Below are 17,205 nucleotides of genomic sequence, written 5' to 3'. Positions count from 1 at the left end.
ATCCTTTACTTAACTAAAGAAAAGAAGGTGGAATAATGATTCAAAGTTTACATCAGGTGATGCTGTATGTGGATCATCAAGAGGAAGTTATCCAGTTCTGGACAGACAAAGTTGGCTTTAAGGTCATTGCTGAAAATTCACTTCCAGAGAATTTTAAGTCAGTCGAAATAGCACCTCACCAGGATGCAGAAACTTCTCTTGTCCTATTTGACAAAGCATTCATTAAGAAATACAGCCCGATGGTCAGCCTTGAAACACCTTCACTTATGTTTAATGTCAATGATGCTGAAGCATTACATAATGAATACAAAGCAAAAGGAATCAATGTTGGAGAGCTGACAGAGATGCCAGGTATGAAAGTATTTAATTTTTCAGATCCGGATGATAATTACTTTGCCGTTATGGAACAGCTTTAACAGAAGATTTATACGGATGATACAAAACTTAAATTAAGTTGTGCTATATTAATGACATCTTAGATTAGGAGGTTTCATCATGCCAAGTTTAATTCCATATCTTGCATTTAACAACACGAAAGAAGCATTGTCATATTACGAAGAAGTGTTTGGTGCTGAAAATATTCATCGCCTGCCTGTTGGCCAGGAGCAAGCAGCTAATTTTGGTGTTGATGCCGCTCAGGCTGACAACATGACAATGCACGCTGAGTTTGAAGTAGGTGGACTCAAACTGTATGCAGCTGATCGTTTCAATGATACGGGCGATTTTAACCGTAGCATTTCTCTTTCAATTAACTTTGATCAGCAGAATGCTGAAGAAGTGAAACGTTTTGATGAAATCTTCTCAAAAATCGCAGAACATCCTGATACCACAGTAGATATGCCGCTTGGCAAACAGTTCTGGGGTGGTATGATGGGCGCTTTGACTGATAAATATGGTGTGCACTGGATGTTTAACGGCAACTAAAATATCGGATTGAATGATTATAGTAGTCTGAGTGAGTTATGAGCGATAAACAGTAAATATCGCTCGTAACCTCTCAATATACTCTCCAAATTAAAGACCGTACGCGTAAAAGCGTACGGTCTTTATCAATTAGAAAATCTTTTCAAATCGAATTGATAGTCGTTTAGTTTGTTTTATCTTTAAACTGCTTGATGATATCATAACCTGGTCTTTTCGCGGCAAAAGCCTCTGTCACAGCATGCCAGTCTTCACCTTCACTCTGAAAAATCTGCTGGAAGAGGTCAATCTGCGCTTTGTTCAGTTTCTGAATTAATGCCTCTCCCTTTGACGTCGGATAGAGTTGTTTCAGTCTGCGGTCGTGCTCTGCCGGCTCTTCATCAATCAGCCCTTTAGCCTTTAAAGTCTTCAGCGTTTCATGAGAGCCTTGCTTGGAGATCTCCATCAGCTGCAGGAGTTCTTTCACAGTGATACCCGGCAGTTTACTGATAAAGAAAAGAAAGCGGTGGTGCTGACGGTTCATGCCGTACTGCTCGATAATATCATCAGCAGTCTTTATGAACGTCTGATAGCCAAAGTAAAAAAGCATTAAATCATAATCGGTCATTTTCATAGCGTCACCTCTTTAGTCTTAATCCTATTATAAAACATTTTAAGTCGGCTGACGAATGATAATAGGTCAAGTTAGTTGACTTATTATCATATCAGTTTTATATTTGGTGTATTGAATAAGGAAAAGGATGGATAATATGAAAAGAAGAGTAGGACAATATTTAATCGATCAAATCAGCGTATACGGTGTAGATAAGATTTTTGGTGTACCTGGCGACTTTAATTTAGCATTCTTAGATGATATTACGAGCCACGAAAAAGTAGAATGGGTGGGTAATACAAATGAACTTAACGGCAGCTATGCGGCAGATGGTTACGCCCGTCTGAAAGGACTCGGTGCACTCGTGACGACTTTCGGGGTAGGGGAACTCAGTGCAGTTAATGGTATCGCAGGTTCATATGCAGAACGTGTACCGGTTGTTGCGATTACAGGCGCACCGACTACAGTTGTTGAGAAAGCGGAGAAATACATCCACCATTCATTAGGTGAAGGCCGATTCAATGACTACCGTAAAATGTTCGAACCAATCACTTGTGGACAAGTGTACTTAACAAAAGAAAATGCAGCAGTAGAGATTCCACGTATCATCGCGAAAGCTGTACGTTTTAAACGTCCGGTTCATATTCATATGCCAATAGATGTTGCGATGGCTGAAATTGAAGTAGAAGAAGCGGAAGTAAAACCTCTGATCACGCAGGACGTAACAGGTTACATCGAAAAAGTAGCAGCACGTCTTAACCAGTCAGAACGTCCGGTTCTGTTAGTAGGACACGAAATCAATTCATTCAATCTGCATGATAAACTGGAAGCGTTCGTCAATAAAACACATATCCCAGTTGCGCAGTTATCACTGGGTAAAGGTGCGTTCAATGAAGAAAATCCTTATTACATCGGTATTTATGACGGTAAATTTGCGAATAAAGAAGTGAATGAGTACGTTGATGGCAGCGACTGCATCATTAATTTAGGTGCTAAACTGACAGATTCAGCGACAGGTGGCTTCACTTATACATTCGACTTAAAAGATGTTATCTTCATGAACGACAATGAGTTCAGAATGAATAACACTTTAGATACGGATGTTTCACTGCGTGACTTATTAAACGGCCTTGCTGAGATTGACTATGAAAACAAATCAGACTTCCCTAAATTCAGCCGTGAAGGGGCTGCAGATTATCAGCTGAACGATGAGCCACTTAAACAGGAAAATTACTTCAAACTGATTACGGCATTCCTTGAAAAAGATGATATCCTGCTCGCGGAACAAGGGACATCATTCTTCGGTGCCTACGATCTACCGCTTCATGCCGGCAATACCTTCATCGGTCAGCCATTATGGGGTTCAATCGGTTATACACTGTCATCTTTACTGGGTACACAGATGGCTGATGTCAACCGTCGTAATGTCTTATTGATCGGGGACGGTTCATTCCAGCTGACAGTACAGGAAATGTCAACAATGATACGTCACCAGTTAAAACCGATTATCTTCTTAATCAATAACGATGGCTACACAGTTGAACGATTAATTCATGGTGAAGAAGAAGTCTACAACGACATTCAGATGTGGGATTATACAGCACTGCCAGCAGTCTTTGGCGGTAAAGACCACGTTATAGCGCAGAAAACGACAACTGCAAATGAACTGAAAAAAGCAATGGACGTCATCAACGACAATAAAGACAAAATGCACTTTGTTGAAGTTGTGATGGATGTGATGGATGCACCAGAGAAATTAGAGCAAATCAGTAAAGCATTTGCCAGCCAGAATAAATAGTTAACATGACCTTCCGAAAGGGAGGTCTTTTTTTGTGTTACGATAATTCATAAAGGGGGACTTTGAATGAAGAGAATATTAATAACGGGTGTCAGCAGACCTTCAGGAATCGGTGCGACACTTGCTGGAAGATTCGCGGAAGAAGGGTACGAGGTACTGTTCATGGCTCAAGTCAGTACGATCAAGATCTGCGATATAAAGATGCAGGACAGGAAGCAACTTTGTCTGATGATATCGTCAGATTAAAAGATAGTGATTTAAGTGTCGAAGGAAATGTAGAAAAACTTTTTGAAGAAGCAGGTAAAATCGATCATCTTGTGCTGAATCATGCCTACAGTACAATGAAAGAATTAGGAGACTGGACTTATGAGGAGATTAATCGGCATCTGATTACAAACGTCACAGCATCCATGCTCTTCATTCAGGCATATAGTAAACAGTCATCGGGCGGGTGTATTACTCTTTTTACTTCCGGACAGAGCAAAGGACCAATGTCAGGTGAAATACCTTATGCAGTGTCTAAAGAAGCAATCAGTGAAATAGGCAGACAGAGTGCCTTGGTCTTAGGTGAAAAGAATATAAGAGTCAATGTCGTCAATCCAGGACCGACAGATACAGGCTATATGGACAAAGAGAGCGATATCTATCAGGATATAGCAGATCGATTCAATCAGAAACGTTGGGGCACACCGGATGACATCGCTAATCTTGTCTTATTCCTCCATAGTGATAAAGGGAGCTGGATTACCGGGGAAGTCATCAGTAGTGAAGGCGGATTTAATCGGTTTAATTGATTGGAATGAAAAAGGTTCAAACAAGATTTTTCTCTTCCTTCATGGTAGTATTGAAAGAAAAAATCTCGAGGAGAGATGAAGATGAAGAAAGAACTCAGAGAATGACTGATTGCGATTGTTACTGCGGTGATCATCTATTTCATAGTCAATACTTTTTTATTCACGCAGTACGTGGTTAGTGGAGAGTCTATGTCGCCTACTTTTCATGATGGTGATCGCCTGATTGTCAGTAAGATCGCGAAATCAATGGATAAAATTCAGCGCGGCGATGTCGTGATTTTTCATGCGAATGAAGAGAAGGACTATATTAAGCGTTTAATCGGGGTACCGGGTGATACGGTGGAATATCGCAACGATCAGCTGTTAATCAACGGTAAAGAAGTAGCAGAGCCGTATCTGGATGAAAACAAGAAACATAAACAAAATGAGTTTCTGACTGAGAATATATCAGTTAAAGAACTGGTGCATGCCAATGGAGAGTCAAAGATACCAGATGGTTATTATATGGTTCTAGGAGATAACCGAGACAATAGTAGCGATAGTCGTTATGAGCTGGGACTGATTAAGAAAGACCAGGTTGTCGGAGAAGCAGTCGTCAGAGTCTTTCCTTTTGACCGTATGCATTATGATTTTTATCCTGATACATTTGATGTCGTCAACAAATAAAGAGAGGCAAAAGCCTCTCTTTTGTTTTATACAAGTTTAATAAGAATGACACCAGCGACCATCAACACAAGTCCGAGTATCTGGATACTTGTTGTGGGTGACTTACGGGCACCGAACCAGCCGAACTGGTCAATCAGAATACTACAGACGAGCTGTCCGAAAAGACCAGCGACTACGACAAGCCCAGTACCGAGAATCGGTACAAGGGCTGCCATCGTCAGAACGAAGAATGAACCGATTATACCACCGAGCCAGATCCACTTAGGTTTACTTTTGCCCATTGCGAATTTAACATTCTGCAGCTTGCGCAGGAAGAATGTAATGGTGATGAACAGCAGGATAAGCCCTACTAGGAATGAAATGAAAGCTGCATGAACAGGTGATTCTAATACTGCGCCTAACCGGCCGTTAATCGCTGACTGTGTCGCCATCATGGCGCCGGCTAAAATACCGAACAGCTGGAACGGTAAGCGCCCGCCTTCTGTTACCTCTGGCACATGTCCTTTTCGTTTACGCAAGTATCCGGGTAAAGCGATGACGGCGAGAATACCTAAAATAAGAAATAAGACACCAAGCGCTCTGATCAGTGAAAACGGAATAACAGGTGACCCGAAGAAACCGAAATGATCAATGATCATGCTGGCAAATATCTGGCCGAGAATAGGCAGGATAACCGTCTGAACACCGCCGAGTTTTGGGAAGAGCAGAATATTACCAGTCAGACCAATGACACCAAGTAATCCGCCAATCCATAGCCACCATGGTGAGGACGTAAATATTTCAGATGGCACGAGCAGCGTGTGTTTAGTCAGCAGTGTGACGACCGACAGGAAAATCGTGCCTACTAAGAATGAAATGAAAGAAGCGACAAATGGTGAAAGCACATAAGACCGCAGCCTTGAATTGATCGCTGTCTGAATCGGCATGCCGAAACCGATAGCTAATGCGATTAATAAATAAAACAATGACAACACTCCTTCTCACAATAGTTCTATTATAGAACTAATAGAGTGTGCGTGGGGATTATTAGTTCCAATCTGTTAAGGAATAGTGTAAATTTATCTTAAAGTTATCTTAAAAAGGAGAATGACGATGAACTCATACTGGCTTAACTTTCCTGTTGCAGATATTGACCAGACTATCCGTTTTTATGAAGGAATTGGTATGACTTATAGTGGAGGCGGTGCAGCTGATGGACGTGTGGCATTTAAAATAGGCGACCAGGTTCTGATGTTCTTTCAGAAAGATGCGATTGCACGTAATATCGGCCGTGAACTGACAGACGGTCACACTGCAAATGAAACTATCGTTTCATTTGATGCGAAGACGAACGAAGAAGTTGACGAGATTGCCGGTAAGATCAATGACTTAGGTGGTAAGTTACTGAATGAACCTCATGAACGGATGGGCTACTATGGTATCATGTTCCAGGATCCGGACGGACATCTTTTTAATATCATTGTGATGTAGTCAATTAATTGTGTGCAATCTTATATAATGGAAATGTCTTAATTAAAAGGAGGCTATCCATGTTTAAAGCAGTCACGTATTTCAATTTTGCACATTCCCTTGAAGCACTTGATTTTTATAAGAACAAGTTAGGTGCACGCATCATCAATCAGACGATGGGTGACGATGAGATGTTCAAAGATATGCCGGCAGAATATAAGATGCCGGATGAAGTGGCAAAGCGATTTGTGATGAATGCTGAATTTGAGTTACTTGGAGAACGTTTTATGGTCAGTGACACGATGGGGCAGCGTCCAGTCAATAATGAAGGCGTTAACGTCTGTTTTACATTTGACGGTAATGACGCAGAAGCTGTAGAAAAAGCAGAGGCATTCTTCCAGCAGGCGATTGCTGCAGGCTGTGAGGAAACAATGCCTCTTGGGGCGACAGAATGGACAAAGTTATATGGAATGTTCAAAGACCCATTCGGCATTACATGGATGGTCAGTGCATTATAAGAACGCGTAAGCGTTCTTTTTTTATGACATTTGTCATATGAAAAGTGTGACGGATGTGAATATGATACAGGTATGGAATATTGTTTAATTGAATCAAGGAGGCGATACTATGATTCAATTAAACAATATTTCAAAAAAAATCAAAGACAAAACGATTCTGCAGAATATTAACTTGGAGATTAATCAAGGAGATGTTATTGCTTTAGTCGGACCGAATGGAGCAGGTAAATCAACCTTGATAGATGTCTTACTGGGGAATAAGAAAGCATCTGGAGAAATAATAGGGAGCAAGTATTTGCTCGATCATCATTTTACGAGTGTCCTCTATCAGCACACTTACTACACCCCTCATATGAAAGTCAGACAGATCATTGAATTGTTTCAGAATCTATATGAAAAGCCTTTATCTATCAAGCAAATCCAGCAGATTACATTATTTGATGATGACATTTTAAACAGACCCGCACAAAAACTTTCAGGAGGGCAGCAACGAATTCTTGATGTGGCTCTTACCTTGATGGGACAGCCCGAATTCATTATTCTGGATGAACCCACTGCCGGTATGGACACGAACACAAGAAAACGATTTTACGAACTGGTTGAAGAACTAAAATTAGACGGGAAAACGATTTTATTCACATCACATTACATTGAAGAAGTTGAAACGCTGGCTGATCGCATTGTCCTGCTAAATCAAGGAGAAATTATCAGAGACAGCACACCGCGTTTAATCAGAATTGAAGATAAAAAGAAATTAATCGTTGTGCCTAAATCAATTAAGCTCATCCATGCTCATAAAATTAAAGAAGACTCACAGTTTTCTTATTATGAGACTGAAAAAATTGATGAAGTGATGCAGTATTTAGTAAAAGAACAGGTTTCATTTGCGGAAATTGAGATGACGAATATATCGCTACTTGAGAGCGTATTTAAAGCAGTGGAGGTTGATAATCATGAAACAGTTTAAGGCGATGATGAAGTATGAACTGATTGATGTTAAGAACAGAAAAGGGATTTTCATTATGTCTATATTGATGCCCGTCATATTTTTCCTGATTTTCTCTTCGCTGAACGAAAAAGATGCGTCAGCTGAAACACAGCAATTAATAAGAGATTATTTGCTTTCTATGACGACATTCAGCCTGACTAGCTTTGCGATGTTTACTTTCCCGCTCGAGATGATCAACGATAAGAAAGAGGGATGGAGTAAAACGCTGTTCAGAGCACCCCTATCACCTATACTGTACTACGTGTGCAAAGTCCTTAAAATAATGGTGATGTTTATGCTTTCTATTATCATCGTATTCTTAGTCGGCCATTTCATTAAAGGTGTGAATATGACTGCATTTGAATGGATGATTAGTGGTCTAAGTCTACTGTTCGGTGGTATGATTTACTTAACATTTGGACTACTCTTATCCCAGTTCAATGATGCGCAGCGCATGTCCACTGTCAGTAATATTCTCTACTTAGGATTGGCAATGTTAGGTGGATTATGGTTCCCGGTATTCTTATTCCCTGACTGGCTGAAACAGATTGCCTATCTCTCACCAACTTATAACTTTAAAAACTTAGCAGCTGGCTTATTCAGTGACAGTTATCCATATCAGTCTATTCTGATCTTAATAGTGTATGGTCTGATATTTACACTAGCTGCACTGTGGCTGCGAAATAAATCGGAAGTGATGAAGTGACCAAGTTTTTAATCAATAAACTCCTGCATTATGGTTTAGCTTATTTATTTTTATTCGTACCGATTGCTTTTGCGATAGAGCGGCCATCAATGGCTCTGCGCATAGCCGATATTGCAGTAATCGTCATTTATTGTATGGTTGTGATCTATTTTTACGAGTATAAGCATCCTGTTAATCTAATTCCCTGGATTATTTTAATGCTCTGTCTGGTCTATTTTACATTCATGATGAATATCGGCTGTATCATGTTTTTTATGTTTCCTGCCTATACATTACCATCTGTAATAAAGGGAAGATTAAACTCCATTCATGGATATATCATGATTGGTACGCTTGGCCTGATATTAGCGGCAGTCATCATCATTGATTTAAAAAATAGTCTGTATGCGTTACCTTATATTATTTTTCTGCTCATTATTATTTTCGCTAATGACCGAAGCTTTTATCAGAACCGATTAAAAGAGGAAAGACAGCTTAAAGATCAGCAGCTGGCCAGATTATCAACAGATATTGAACGTCATCGTATTTCACAGGATTTGCATGATTCTCTAGGACAGGTCTTCAGTATACTAGCTATAAAATCAGAGCTCGCATTAAAAATGATGGAACATTCGCCTGAAGCGGCCCAAAAAGAACTGAGGGAGATAAATGATCTATCTAAAACCTCGCTTCTTAAAGTCAGAGAAATTGTTGATGACGTTAAGTCTGAATCATTAGCGACTGAATTAAAACAATCTCAGATTCTCCTACAAAATGCCGGCATTGATATGCAGTACGAGGTTAAGAACTTGCCGGATAACTTTGAAAAACATGATGTAGTCATGTTGCTAAAAGAGTTAGTTAACAATGCTTATAAACATAGCGGAGCGACTGCTGTAGAAATTAAAATGAGTAATGAGAACGGCCAGAATAAAATGATCTACAGAGATAATGGCATTGGTATTCAAGATCGGTCGATTCGCTTACGGAGTCTTGAATCGCGGGTGAACAAGTTGAATGGTCATTTAAGCTTTAGTAATTTGCAACCTGGACTGTCAATCGAGATAGAGTGGGGGTGACATATGAAGTTATTAATTGTAGAGGACCAAAGTATGCTCCGAGAGGCAATGATTCAGCTGCTGAAGATAAGTGGACGGTTCAGTGATGTAAGAGGTGCTGGTAATGGGGAAGAAGCGGTGCGACTCCTGGATGATTCATATGATGTTGTGATTACCGATATCGAGATGCCGACTATGAATGGGATAGAGCTGCTCGCATACATCAGGAAAAAACAATTCGACTGTAAAGTGATTATTGTCACCACTTTTAAAAGAGCGGGCTATTTTGAGAAATCATTGAACTTGGATGTTGACGCATATGTTTTAAAAGAACGTTCAGTCGATGAGTTGATTGAAACGGTAGATAAAGTGACGAAAGGACAGAAAGAATTCAGTCCTGAACTGATGCCACTGATGTTAACGAAGAATCCTTTGAATGACAAAGAACAGGAGATCCTTGTTTTAATTGGCAAAGGATTGACTAGTAAAGAAATTAGTCAGCAGCTTTATTTAAGTGACGGAACGGTCAGGAACTATACGTCATTAATCATTGAAAAGTTAGGTGCTGAGAACAGAATCAATGCATGGAGAATCGCGAGAGAGATGGGATTTATCAACTACTAAGGACGCGTAAGCGTTCTTTTTTTATTTTTCATATAGACATTCATCTATATATAAACTATATTATGTATAGATAAACATCTATATGAAGGAAGTGAAGAGATGAATTACGAAGAAATGGCACAGGTTTTTAAAGTGCTGTCTGATAAGAATAGAATTGAGATTATTGACCTGTTGTCCTGCGGTCCGTTATGTGCCTGCGATATTTTGGAGCATTTTAAAGTATCGCAGCCGACGCTTAGTCATCATATGAAACAGCTGGTGTCAGCCGGTATCGTACAGTCTTGGAAAGACGGCAAAAAGACGATGTACCAGTTAAACGCTGAAAAAGTAGAGGACTGGCGTGCTGTTCATGATCAGTTGTTCACAGCGCAGGAACGTTGTATCTGTCATTCTGCCGACTGCTGTGGTGACGCATCATGACAATCATTGCTATATTGATTTTTCTCTTGACCCTTACACTGGTCATCTGGCAGCCAAAAGGTCTGTCCATCGGTTATTCCGCTGTAGGTGGGGCTATCCTTGCATTATTATTTGGAGTGGTTGACTTCAATGATGTCCTCGATGTGACGGGAATAGTCTGGAATGCAACGTTTACGTTTATCGCGGTGATTCTGATTTCTCTTATACTGGACGAAATCGGCTTCTTTGAATGGGCAGCACTTCATATGACGCGTCTCGCTAAAGGCAGTTCACTGCGCATGTTCATCTACATCTCGGTGCTCGGTGCGTTAGTGGCAGCTTTCTTCGCGAATGACGGGGCGGCACTGATTCTGACACCGATCGTACTCGCTATGGTACGTCACTTAAAATTCAGCGAGAAAGTAGTATTTCCGTTCATTATCGCGTCCGGTTTTATTGCGGATACAACGAGTCTGCCGCTCGTCGTCAGCAACCTCGTGAATATCGTTTCAGCCGACTACTTCGACATTGGTTTTGCGCATTATGCCAAAATCATGCTGCTGCCGAACTTATTCAGTTTAGTCGCCAGCATCACTGTACTATGGCTTTATTTCAGAAGACATATCCCAAAACGGTATGATGAATCCATGATACGTGAACCGAAGTCAGCCATCAAAGATTTCCGTCTGTTCATGATATCATGGGTAGTGCTTGCCCTGCTGCTCGTCGGCTACCTCATCAGTGACGTCATCCATGTACCTGTCTCTCTTATTGCCGGGGTAATAGCGATTGTCTTTATATTACTTGCACGGACGAGCCCTGCTGTTCACACCGGTAAAGTCATTAAAGGAGCACCGTGGGCGATTGTCTTCTTCTCGATCGGCATGTACGTGGTCGTTTACGGCCTGCGTAATGTCGGTCTGACAAATGTGCTCGCAGATGCGATTAATCAGTTCAGTTCGACAGGTTTGTTCGGTTCTATTATGGGCATGGGCTTTATGTCAGCCTTTCTATCTTCTGTGATGAATAACATGCCGACCGTGCTGATTGATTTAATTGCTATTGACCAGTCACAGGCACAAGGGGTTCTGCAGCATGCGCTTGTCTTTGCCAATGTGATCGGCAGTGACTTAGGTCCAAAGATAACGCCGATTGGCTCACTCGCAACTTTGCTCTGGTTACATGTCCTCAGCCAGAAAGGCGTTAAGATTTCTTGGGGAACTTACTTCAAGACGGGTATCATCATTACCATCCCGGTGCTTTTCTTTACTTTAGTGGGTCTCTATTTCTCGATGATATTATTTAATTAAGGAGTGCGTAAGATGAAAACAATTTATTTCCTATGTACAGGTAATTCATGTCGCAGTCAGATTGCAGAAGGTTTTGGTAAAAAGTATCTGCCGAACTGGACAGTCTATTCTGCTGGTATTGAAACGCATGGAGTCAATCCAAAAGCGGTTGAAGCGATGAAAGAAGTCGGCATTGATATCAGTAATCAGACATCCGATAAAATTGATCTTGCTATTTTGAACCATGCTGATCTAGTAGTGACATTGTGCGATCATGCTAAAGATGTCTGTCCTGTTACACCCCCGCACGTCCGCACAGAACATTGGGGATTTGAAGATCCTGCTGGTCAGGACTGGTCAGTCTTTCAACGCGTGCGCGACGAAATCGGTGCACGGATTAAACTGTTCAGTGAAACGGGCAAATAGAAGAACCTGTCATTTAATGACAGGTTTATTTTTATGTTCTGGGGTATAAGAAATAGTATTTTAAATGAAGGAGTAGACTTAAGTTGAATAAACAGAATGAAATAGTTTTTACGGGTATTGTCTTCATTGCGATGGCATATGGTATTTCCCGTTTCAGTTATGGTTTGCTCTTACCTTATTTTGGTGATGACCTTGAGCTTTCCAATCAAGTATCCGGGATGATTTCGGCTATCTCATATTTGACATATTGTCTGGGTCTTGTGTCCATGTTCACGATTTTTAAGAACTATCAGCCGCGAGCTATTCTGCTCATATCCGGCTCGTTGTCTTTATATGGATTATATAATTTAATGGTAGCTGAAGAATATCCGCTGTTCGGTGCTGGTGTTATTATATTAGGTTATGCAGCAGGACTTGCTACAGCACCTTTTGGTCAGATTATCAAAGAGAAAGTAAGTTACGGTCATCAGGATAGAAGTAATTCATGGATCAATACCGGAATTGGCGTCGGCTTGATTTTAGTCGGTATTATCGTCTGGATTGTCGGGGATGCATGGCGCATTAGTTACGCTATTTTCCTGGTCATCAGTTTAATCATCATGTATTTCAGTTATAAGAAGCTGCCAAAAGTCGATATGAGTCACCTGAACTATAAGACTGATCTCAGAAATATTTTTGTCGGCCGTAAGATGATTATCTCGACTGTTTTATTAGGCATCGGAACATCTGCATACTGGACCTATTTTCAGTCATACGTCTTCCAGACACCGCATGATGATGTAAAAAATCTGTTCTGGATTATGCTGGGCGTTGGTGGTGTACTTGGTGGCTTTGCCGGGCATATGAATGAAAGAATGGGAACTGTCAAAGTTCATATATTAACGTGCGTATTACTTGCGATTGCGAACGTCACACTTGTAGTTACAGAAAATTTCTTCCTGATGATTTTCTCTACAACGTTATTTGGCCTTGTCTATGTCTTTGCGATGGGCGTTTATGCGTTCTGGTGTGCTAGATGTTATACGGAGTATCCAGCGATGGGCATCATTGTGACATTTGTCAGTTTAGCAGCAGGGCAGTTCCTGGGAACTTTCCTGTCAGGTTTCCTGCTTGAACGATTTGGCTATCAAGGTTTATTCTACATATACGGTGCGTTTAGTTTCCTGAATATCTTTTTTAGACCACTTGCAGAAGAACTGGCGGATATTTAAAGAGTAATATAGGTAAAAATAGCGATAGATTCTGACTAAATTCAGAATCTATCGCTATTTTTTTACTTAAGAGCAGTGGAGTTAGGGGATATGAGTAGAAAAGTCTAGCAAATGGGCTTAGCTAGACTTTACGCAGTACAGAGCCCCACAATACAAAATTAGAGTCGCGAAAACTCCTGAAAAAGTACACAAAAAAAGACGACTCAATTGAGTCGTCTCTTGTACGTTAAGATTATAATTTAACGATGTTAGCAGCTTGTGGTCCGCGCTGACCTTCTTCGATATCGAATTCAACTGCCTGGCCTTCTTCTAAAGATTTGTAGCCTTCACCTTGAATAGCACTGAAGTGAGCGAATACATCGTCTCCGCCTTCAACTGAGATGAAACCGAAACCTTTTTCTGCGTTAAACCATTTAACTGTACCTTGTGTCATGTATAATGACCTCCATTAATTTATTAAATAATATCAAAATCTCTGTTCAAAGAAAAATTCACATATTACAAAAAGTAACTGATCAACCCAATTACTTTTGTAATATGTGAAGACGACTATGTGTGATGTTATTTGTTTAAGTATACAACGGGAAATCCGAAAAGTCAAACAAATGTTCGATAAATAATAAAAGAGGAGCGGAGCTCCTCTGAATTAGTAATTATAATTTAACGATGTTAGCAGCTTGTGGTCCGCGCTGACCTTCTTCGATGTCGAATTCAACTGCCTGGCCTTCTTCGATGTCGAATTCAACTGCCTGGCCTTCTTCTAAAGTTTTGTATCCTTCACCTTGAATAGCACTGAAGTGAGCGAATACATCGTCTCCGCCTTCAACTGAAATGAAACCAAAACCTTTTTCTGCGTTAAACCATTTAACTGTACCTTGTGTCATGTGTAATGACCTCCAATAAATTATTACTAAATCAGAATCCTCTTTAAAAAGAAAAATTCACACGTTACAAAAGAATCAACAAACCACGATTACTCTTGTACCATGTGAATGTGTTACCTTTTTAACGTTCGATTTAATTTCTTTAATTATATGACAGATTTTTAGATTTGTCCATAGAAAGTTCTTATTTTCTTTTTATAATCTGCGATATTTTTTCAAGGTGATGATATTCAGTGAGATAAATACTAAAGCAAAAATCAGTAAAATAGTCAGATCAAATGCAATGTGATTAAGTGGCTGCTCTTTGTACATCACTGCTTTTAACGCATCACCTGCATAATAGAGAGGCGTTAAATAAGCGAGCACCTGAATCCATCTGGCAAGCGCATCTAATGGAAAAATGCCGGATAAAAATAGTTGCGGTACGATGACAATCGGTATGAACTGCATCATCTGAAACTCAGACTTAGCAGAAGCAGAGAGCAGGAGACCTAAGGATAATGCGACAAGCGCAACAGTCATATTGATGAGAATCACTGTGCCTATTGATTCAGGAGGGCCGATCTTCAGTACATAGACGGCATAGTAAACGATAACAACTGTCTGAACAACAGCAAGAAGTCCGAAGCCGCAGACATAGCCAAGTACAATTTCATGGCGTCTGATAGGTGTCGTAAGCATACGCTCGAGCGTTCCAGTCATTCTTTCTTTCAGGAAACCCATTCCAGCGAGTAAGAAGACGAATAGAAAGACAAAAAAACCAAGCAGAAGCGGTGCAAAAGTATCGAAAAGCGTAGTGTCAGCATCACCGTAAATATAGGTAGTCTTAATAGCGGTCTTTTGCGGTGCATCTAATTTAATATTTTTCGTTGGGCTGAATGGAATCTTATTTAATAATTCAGTCAGATCTTTGAATTTTGCTTTGATATCTTCTATAACAGTGACTTGTGCCTTCTGCTGATAGGTCTGATTGATGACAAGTTCCAGTTTTTTTGAAACTGAGATATCTTTATTAAGTAGCGTTAACGTCACTTTATCCTCTTTTTTCTCTGCAATTCCATCCAATTCTTCGCTCGTTAGACGTGACAGCTCCATTTGATTGAGCTCTGTTACTTCAATGTTCTGTGCTTCAATGGTGTCGATGACAGAGGGCTCTAAATTCACAGCGCCTAATTTCGCGTTAGGTTCATCGCTCTGAAAGATAAAATAAAAAAGGGTCAGTATGAAAATTGGCACAATAATAAGTAGCGCGAGTGTGCGTTTATCACGTAGCTGTTCTAATAATAGCCGTTTTGTCAGCCCGAATATTCTCATGATTGTTCTCCTTGACCGGCGCGAATAAACACTTCATCAAATGTCTGCGCATTATATTTGTTAAGTAGTGCATGGGGTGTGCCTGAAGCGATGATGGTGCCGTCTTTAATGAAGGAGAGAGCATCACAGCGCGTCGCTTCGTCCATCACGTGAGTGGTCATCAGAATCGTCCGACCATCTGCTTTCATCTGCTGCAATTCAGACCAGATAGTTGACCGCAGTGCTGGATCAATGCCCACTGTCGGCTCATCCAGTATTAAGATATCCGGTTCATGCAGCAGAGCTGTCGCAAGCGCTAACCTTCTTTTCATGCCGCCTGAATAGTTTCTGACTTTCTTCTGCAGATCTGCTGTCAGATTGACGAGGTCTGCTGCGTAGATGATCCTGCTTTCTGCCGCTTCTTTTTTCATATTGAAGAGCTGAGTGAAGAACTTCAGGTTTTCGTAACCAGATAAATCCATATAGAGCGCATCTGACTGTGCCATATATCCGATATAAGGAAGCAGGCTTAAATTCGGTACACGGATATCGTTGATATAGATAGAGCCGCTGGAAGGTGATTCAAGACCGGCAATCATACGCGTAAGCGTTGTTTTTCCTGAACCGGAAGGACCGATGAATCCATGAATCATGCCTGCTTCTACAACCACGTCAATATTATGCAGTACGGACCGATGATATGATTTTGAGACGTCATTAATAATAATTTCTGTCATGAAGGTTGACTCCTATTCTAATAGCTTGAAATGTGTAAAAAAGGGTATCTAATCAATGTCTTTATTATAAACTACTTAAAAGTAGATAAGGGGTGGAAGAATAGTGAATTATCATGAAGTCTCAGTTGAGGCTATTACACTGGTCGGTGAATGTGTCCATTATGAAACAGCATCAGAAGCAAGACGCAGTATTCAGAGTTACTGGCAGGATTTTAAAGCTCGAGGGAAAGCAGAAGCACTTGAAAGCTACCGGAATCAGCAGATTGATGGCTTTGTTGGTGTATTGATACCGAAGCCTAATGACAGACTAGATTATATGATTGCAGTCTCTTCTGACCAGGATCCTGTTGAATTCGAAACACGTAAACTGCCGGCCGGCCGTTATCTTATATTTGAGGCGGAAGGTCCACTGCCTTTTAAATTAAGAGAAGTAATGGATGCAATTCATCATGATTTTCTGCCTAAATCTTCCTATAATCTTCGCGAGGCCCCTATCATGGAGCACTATCCTTCTGGAGATACCCAGTCAGCCGATTATCTCTCGGAAATTTGGATTCCGGTTGAATAAAGGGGTATAATGAGTAAGTATATTGAATAAGGAGTGATGGATTTGGCTAATCAGACGTTAGATGTAAGAGGTATGACCTGTCAGCACTGCGTTGATGCTGTTGAAAAAAGTGTAGGTGCAGTAGACGGAGTTCAACAAGTTAATGTTGATCTGGATAATGGGAAAGTAGCAGTAGCTTATGATGACAGCAAGGCAACGGTTGACAATATCCGCGATGCGATTGAAGACCAAGGTTACGAAGTCATCCCGACAGAAGCTTAAGATGGACAATTCGTCCATCTTTTTTGTTTATCAGACTTTTTTTG

24 protein-coding genes are annotated in these 17,205 nt (G+C 40.6%); 18 read left to right on the top strand and 6 right to left on the bottom strand.

What is annotated here, in order from left to right:
- Positions 1-35 precede the first annotated feature (35 nt).
- Positions 36-416 carry a VOC family protein gene (locus tag ERX27_RS05070; RefSeq protein ID WP_133431753.1) on the top strand — a complete coding sequence of 127 codons (381 nt, stop codon included), beginning with the start codon at positions 36-38 and terminating at the stop codon, positions 414-416.
- Positions 417-495: 79 nt separating this feature from the next.
- Positions 496-924, top strand: coding sequence for a VOC family protein (locus tag ERX27_RS05065; protein ID WP_133431752.1), 429 nt, complete (start codon positions 496-498; stop codon positions 922-924).
- A gap of 163 nt (positions 925-1,087) precedes the next feature.
- On the opposite strand, the gene ERX27_RS05060 is transcribed toward ERX27_RS05065, so the two are convergent.
- Positions 1,088-1,534, bottom strand: coding sequence for a MarR family winged helix-turn-helix transcriptional regulator (locus ERX27_RS05060; RefSeq protein ID WP_133431751.1), 447 nt, complete (start codon positions 1,532-1,534; stop codon positions 1,088-1,090).
- Positions 1,535-1,670: 136 nt separating this feature from the next.
- Here ERX27_RS05060 and ERX27_RS05055 point away from each other — a divergent pair, with 136 nt between their 5' ends.
- The 4 genes from ERX27_RS05055 to lepB all read left to right on the top strand — a co-directional run bounded on the left by ERX27_RS05055 (position 1,671) and on the right by lepB (position 4,771).
- Positions 1,671-3,311 (top strand): alpha-keto acid decarboxylase family protein, encoded by a 1,641-nt coding sequence (locus tag ERX27_RS05055; RefSeq protein WP_133431750.1) that lies wholly within the window; start codon positions 1,671-1,673, stop codon positions 3,309-3,311.
- A 66-nt stretch (positions 3,312-3,377) separates the two neighbouring features.
- Positions 3,378-3,557: a hypothetical protein gene (locus ERX27_RS11385; protein ID WP_165983093.1), complete on the top strand. Its 180-nt coding sequence runs from the start codon at positions 3,378-3,380 to the stop codon at positions 3,555-3,557.
- Positions 3,533-4,105, top strand: a complete 573-nt coding sequence (locus tag ERX27_RS05050; RefSeq protein ID WP_165983092.1) for an SDR family oxidoreductase — start codon at positions 3,533-3,535, stop codon at positions 4,103-4,105. The genes ERX27_RS11385 and ERX27_RS05050 overlap by 25 nt, the downstream gene beginning before the upstream one ends.
- A gap of 105 nt (positions 4,106-4,210) precedes the next feature.
- Positions 4,211-4,771 (top strand): signal peptidase I, encoded by a 561-nt coding sequence (gene lepB, locus ERX27_RS05045; protein ID WP_239035655.1) that lies wholly within the window; start codon positions 4,211-4,213, stop codon positions 4,769-4,771.
- 26 nt (positions 4,772-4,797) lie between these two features.
- Here lepB and ERX27_RS05040 read toward each other — a convergent pair whose 3' ends face one another.
- The gene (locus ERX27_RS05040; protein WP_165983091.1) at positions 4,798-5,736 is read right to left on the bottom strand and encodes a DMT family transporter; all 939 of its coding nucleotides are present in this window, start codon (positions 5,734-5,736) and stop codon (positions 4,798-4,800) included.
- Positions 5,737-5,863: 127 nt separating this feature from the next.
- On the opposite strand from ERX27_RS05040, the gene ERX27_RS05035 reads away from it, so the two are divergent.
- The 10 genes from ERX27_RS05035 to ERX27_RS04990 all read left to right on the top strand — a co-directional run bounded on the left by ERX27_RS05035 (position 5,864) and on the right by ERX27_RS04990 (position 13,418).
- A complete protein-coding gene (locus ERX27_RS05035) occupies positions 5,864-6,241 on the top strand; it encodes a VOC family protein (RefSeq protein WP_165983090.1) in 378 nt (125 codons plus the stop codon).
- A 59-nt stretch (positions 6,242-6,300) separates the two neighbouring features.
- Entirely contained in the window at positions 6,301-6,738 is a 438-nt protein-coding gene (locus ERX27_RS05030) for a VOC family protein (RefSeq protein WP_133431746.1), read from the top strand.
- Between the two features lie 109 nt (positions 6,739-6,847).
- The gene (locus ERX27_RS05025) at positions 6,848-7,705 is read left to right on the top strand and encodes an ABC transporter ATP-binding protein (RefSeq protein WP_133431745.1); all 858 of its coding nucleotides are present in this window, start codon (positions 6,848-6,850) and stop codon (positions 7,703-7,705) included.
- Positions 7,692-8,432 carry an ABC transporter permease gene (locus ERX27_RS05020; RefSeq protein WP_239035207.1) on the top strand — a complete coding sequence of 247 codons (741 nt, stop codon included), beginning with the start codon at positions 7,692-7,694 and terminating at the stop codon, positions 8,430-8,432. Before ERX27_RS05025 ends, ERX27_RS05020 begins: the two co-directional genes overlap by 14 nt.
- Positions 8,429-9,490, top strand: coding sequence for a sensor histidine kinase (locus tag ERX27_RS05015; RefSeq protein ID WP_133431743.1), 1,062 nt, complete (start codon positions 8,429-8,431; stop codon positions 9,488-9,490). Before ERX27_RS05020 ends, ERX27_RS05015 begins: the two co-directional genes overlap by 4 nt.
- Positions 9,491-9,493: 3 nt before the next feature.
- Positions 9,494-10,093, top strand: a complete 600-nt coding sequence (locus ERX27_RS05010) for a response regulator transcription factor (RefSeq protein ID WP_133431742.1) — start codon at positions 9,494-9,496, stop codon at positions 10,091-10,093.
- Between the two features lie 99 nt (positions 10,094-10,192).
- Positions 10,193-10,513 (top strand): ArsR/SmtB family transcription factor, encoded by a 321-nt coding sequence (locus tag ERX27_RS05005; protein ID WP_133431741.1) that lies wholly within the window; start codon positions 10,193-10,195, stop codon positions 10,511-10,513.
- The gene (locus ERX27_RS05000; RefSeq protein ID WP_133431740.1) at positions 10,510-11,802 is read left to right on the top strand and encodes an arsenic transporter; all 1,293 of its coding nucleotides are present in this window, start codon (positions 10,510-10,512) and stop codon (positions 11,800-11,802) included. The genes ERX27_RS05005 and ERX27_RS05000 overlap by 4 nt, the downstream gene beginning before the upstream one ends.
- Positions 11,803-11,805: 3 nt before the next feature.
- Positions 11,806-12,207: an arsenate reductase (thioredoxin) gene (gene arsC, locus ERX27_RS04995; RefSeq protein ID WP_133431739.1), complete on the top strand. Its 402-nt coding sequence runs from the start codon at positions 11,806-11,808 to the stop codon at positions 12,205-12,207.
- Positions 12,208-12,290: 83 nt separating this feature from the next.
- The gene (locus ERX27_RS04990; RefSeq protein WP_133431738.1) at positions 12,291-13,418 is read left to right on the top strand and encodes an MFS transporter; all 1,128 of its coding nucleotides are present in this window, start codon (positions 12,291-12,293) and stop codon (positions 13,416-13,418) included.
- A 232-nt stretch (positions 13,419-13,650) separates the two neighbouring features.
- On the opposite strand, the gene ERX27_RS04985 is transcribed toward ERX27_RS04990, so the two are convergent.
- The 4 genes from ERX27_RS04985 to ERX27_RS04970 all read right to left on the bottom strand — a co-directional run bounded on the left by ERX27_RS04985 (position 13,651) and on the right by ERX27_RS04970 (position 16,332).
- Positions 13,651-13,851 (bottom strand): cold-shock protein, encoded by a 201-nt coding sequence (locus ERX27_RS04985; RefSeq protein ID WP_133417978.1) that lies wholly within the window; start codon positions 13,849-13,851, stop codon positions 13,651-13,653.
- Positions 13,852-14,071: 220 nt separating this feature from the next.
- Positions 14,072-14,302: a cold-shock protein gene (locus tag ERX27_RS04980; RefSeq protein ID WP_133431737.1), complete on the bottom strand. Its 231-nt coding sequence runs from the start codon at positions 14,300-14,302 to the stop codon at positions 14,072-14,074.
- A gap of 195 nt (positions 14,303-14,497) precedes the next feature.
- The gene (locus tag ERX27_RS04975) at positions 14,498-15,616 is read right to left on the bottom strand and encodes an ABC transporter permease (RefSeq protein ID WP_133431736.1); all 1,119 of its coding nucleotides are present in this window, start codon (positions 15,614-15,616) and stop codon (positions 14,498-14,500) included.
- Complete coding sequence (locus tag ERX27_RS04970; protein ID WP_133431735.1) at positions 15,613-16,332, bottom strand: ABC transporter ATP-binding protein; 720 nt, start codon at positions 16,330-16,332, stop codon at positions 15,613-15,615. The genes ERX27_RS04975 and ERX27_RS04970 overlap by 4 nt, the downstream gene beginning before the upstream one ends.
- 103 nt (positions 16,333-16,435) lie before the next feature.
- Between ERX27_RS04970 and ERX27_RS04965 the strand changes: the two genes are divergently transcribed.
- Both ERX27_RS04965 and copZ read left to right on the top strand, forming a co-directional pair.
- Complete coding sequence (locus ERX27_RS04965) at positions 16,436-16,900, top strand: GyrI-like domain-containing protein (RefSeq protein ID WP_165983089.1); 465 nt, start codon at positions 16,436-16,438, stop codon at positions 16,898-16,900.
- Positions 16,901-16,942: 42 nt separating this feature from the next.
- Positions 16,943-17,161 (top strand): copper chaperone CopZ, encoded by a 219-nt coding sequence (gene copZ / locus ERX27_RS04960; protein ID WP_133431733.1) that lies wholly within the window; start codon positions 16,943-16,945, stop codon positions 17,159-17,161.
- The last annotated feature ends 44 nt before the right edge of the window (positions 17,162-17,205 follow it).

Origin of the sequence: Macrococcus brunensis (assembly GCF_004359615.1) — a bacterium.
Classification (GTDB): domain Bacteria; phylum Bacillota; class Bacilli; order Staphylococcales; family Staphylococcaceae; genus Macrococcus; species Macrococcus brunensis.
Note: the sequence above shows the minus strand (reverse complement) of the source record. Positions and strands in the feature narration are given on the sequence as shown.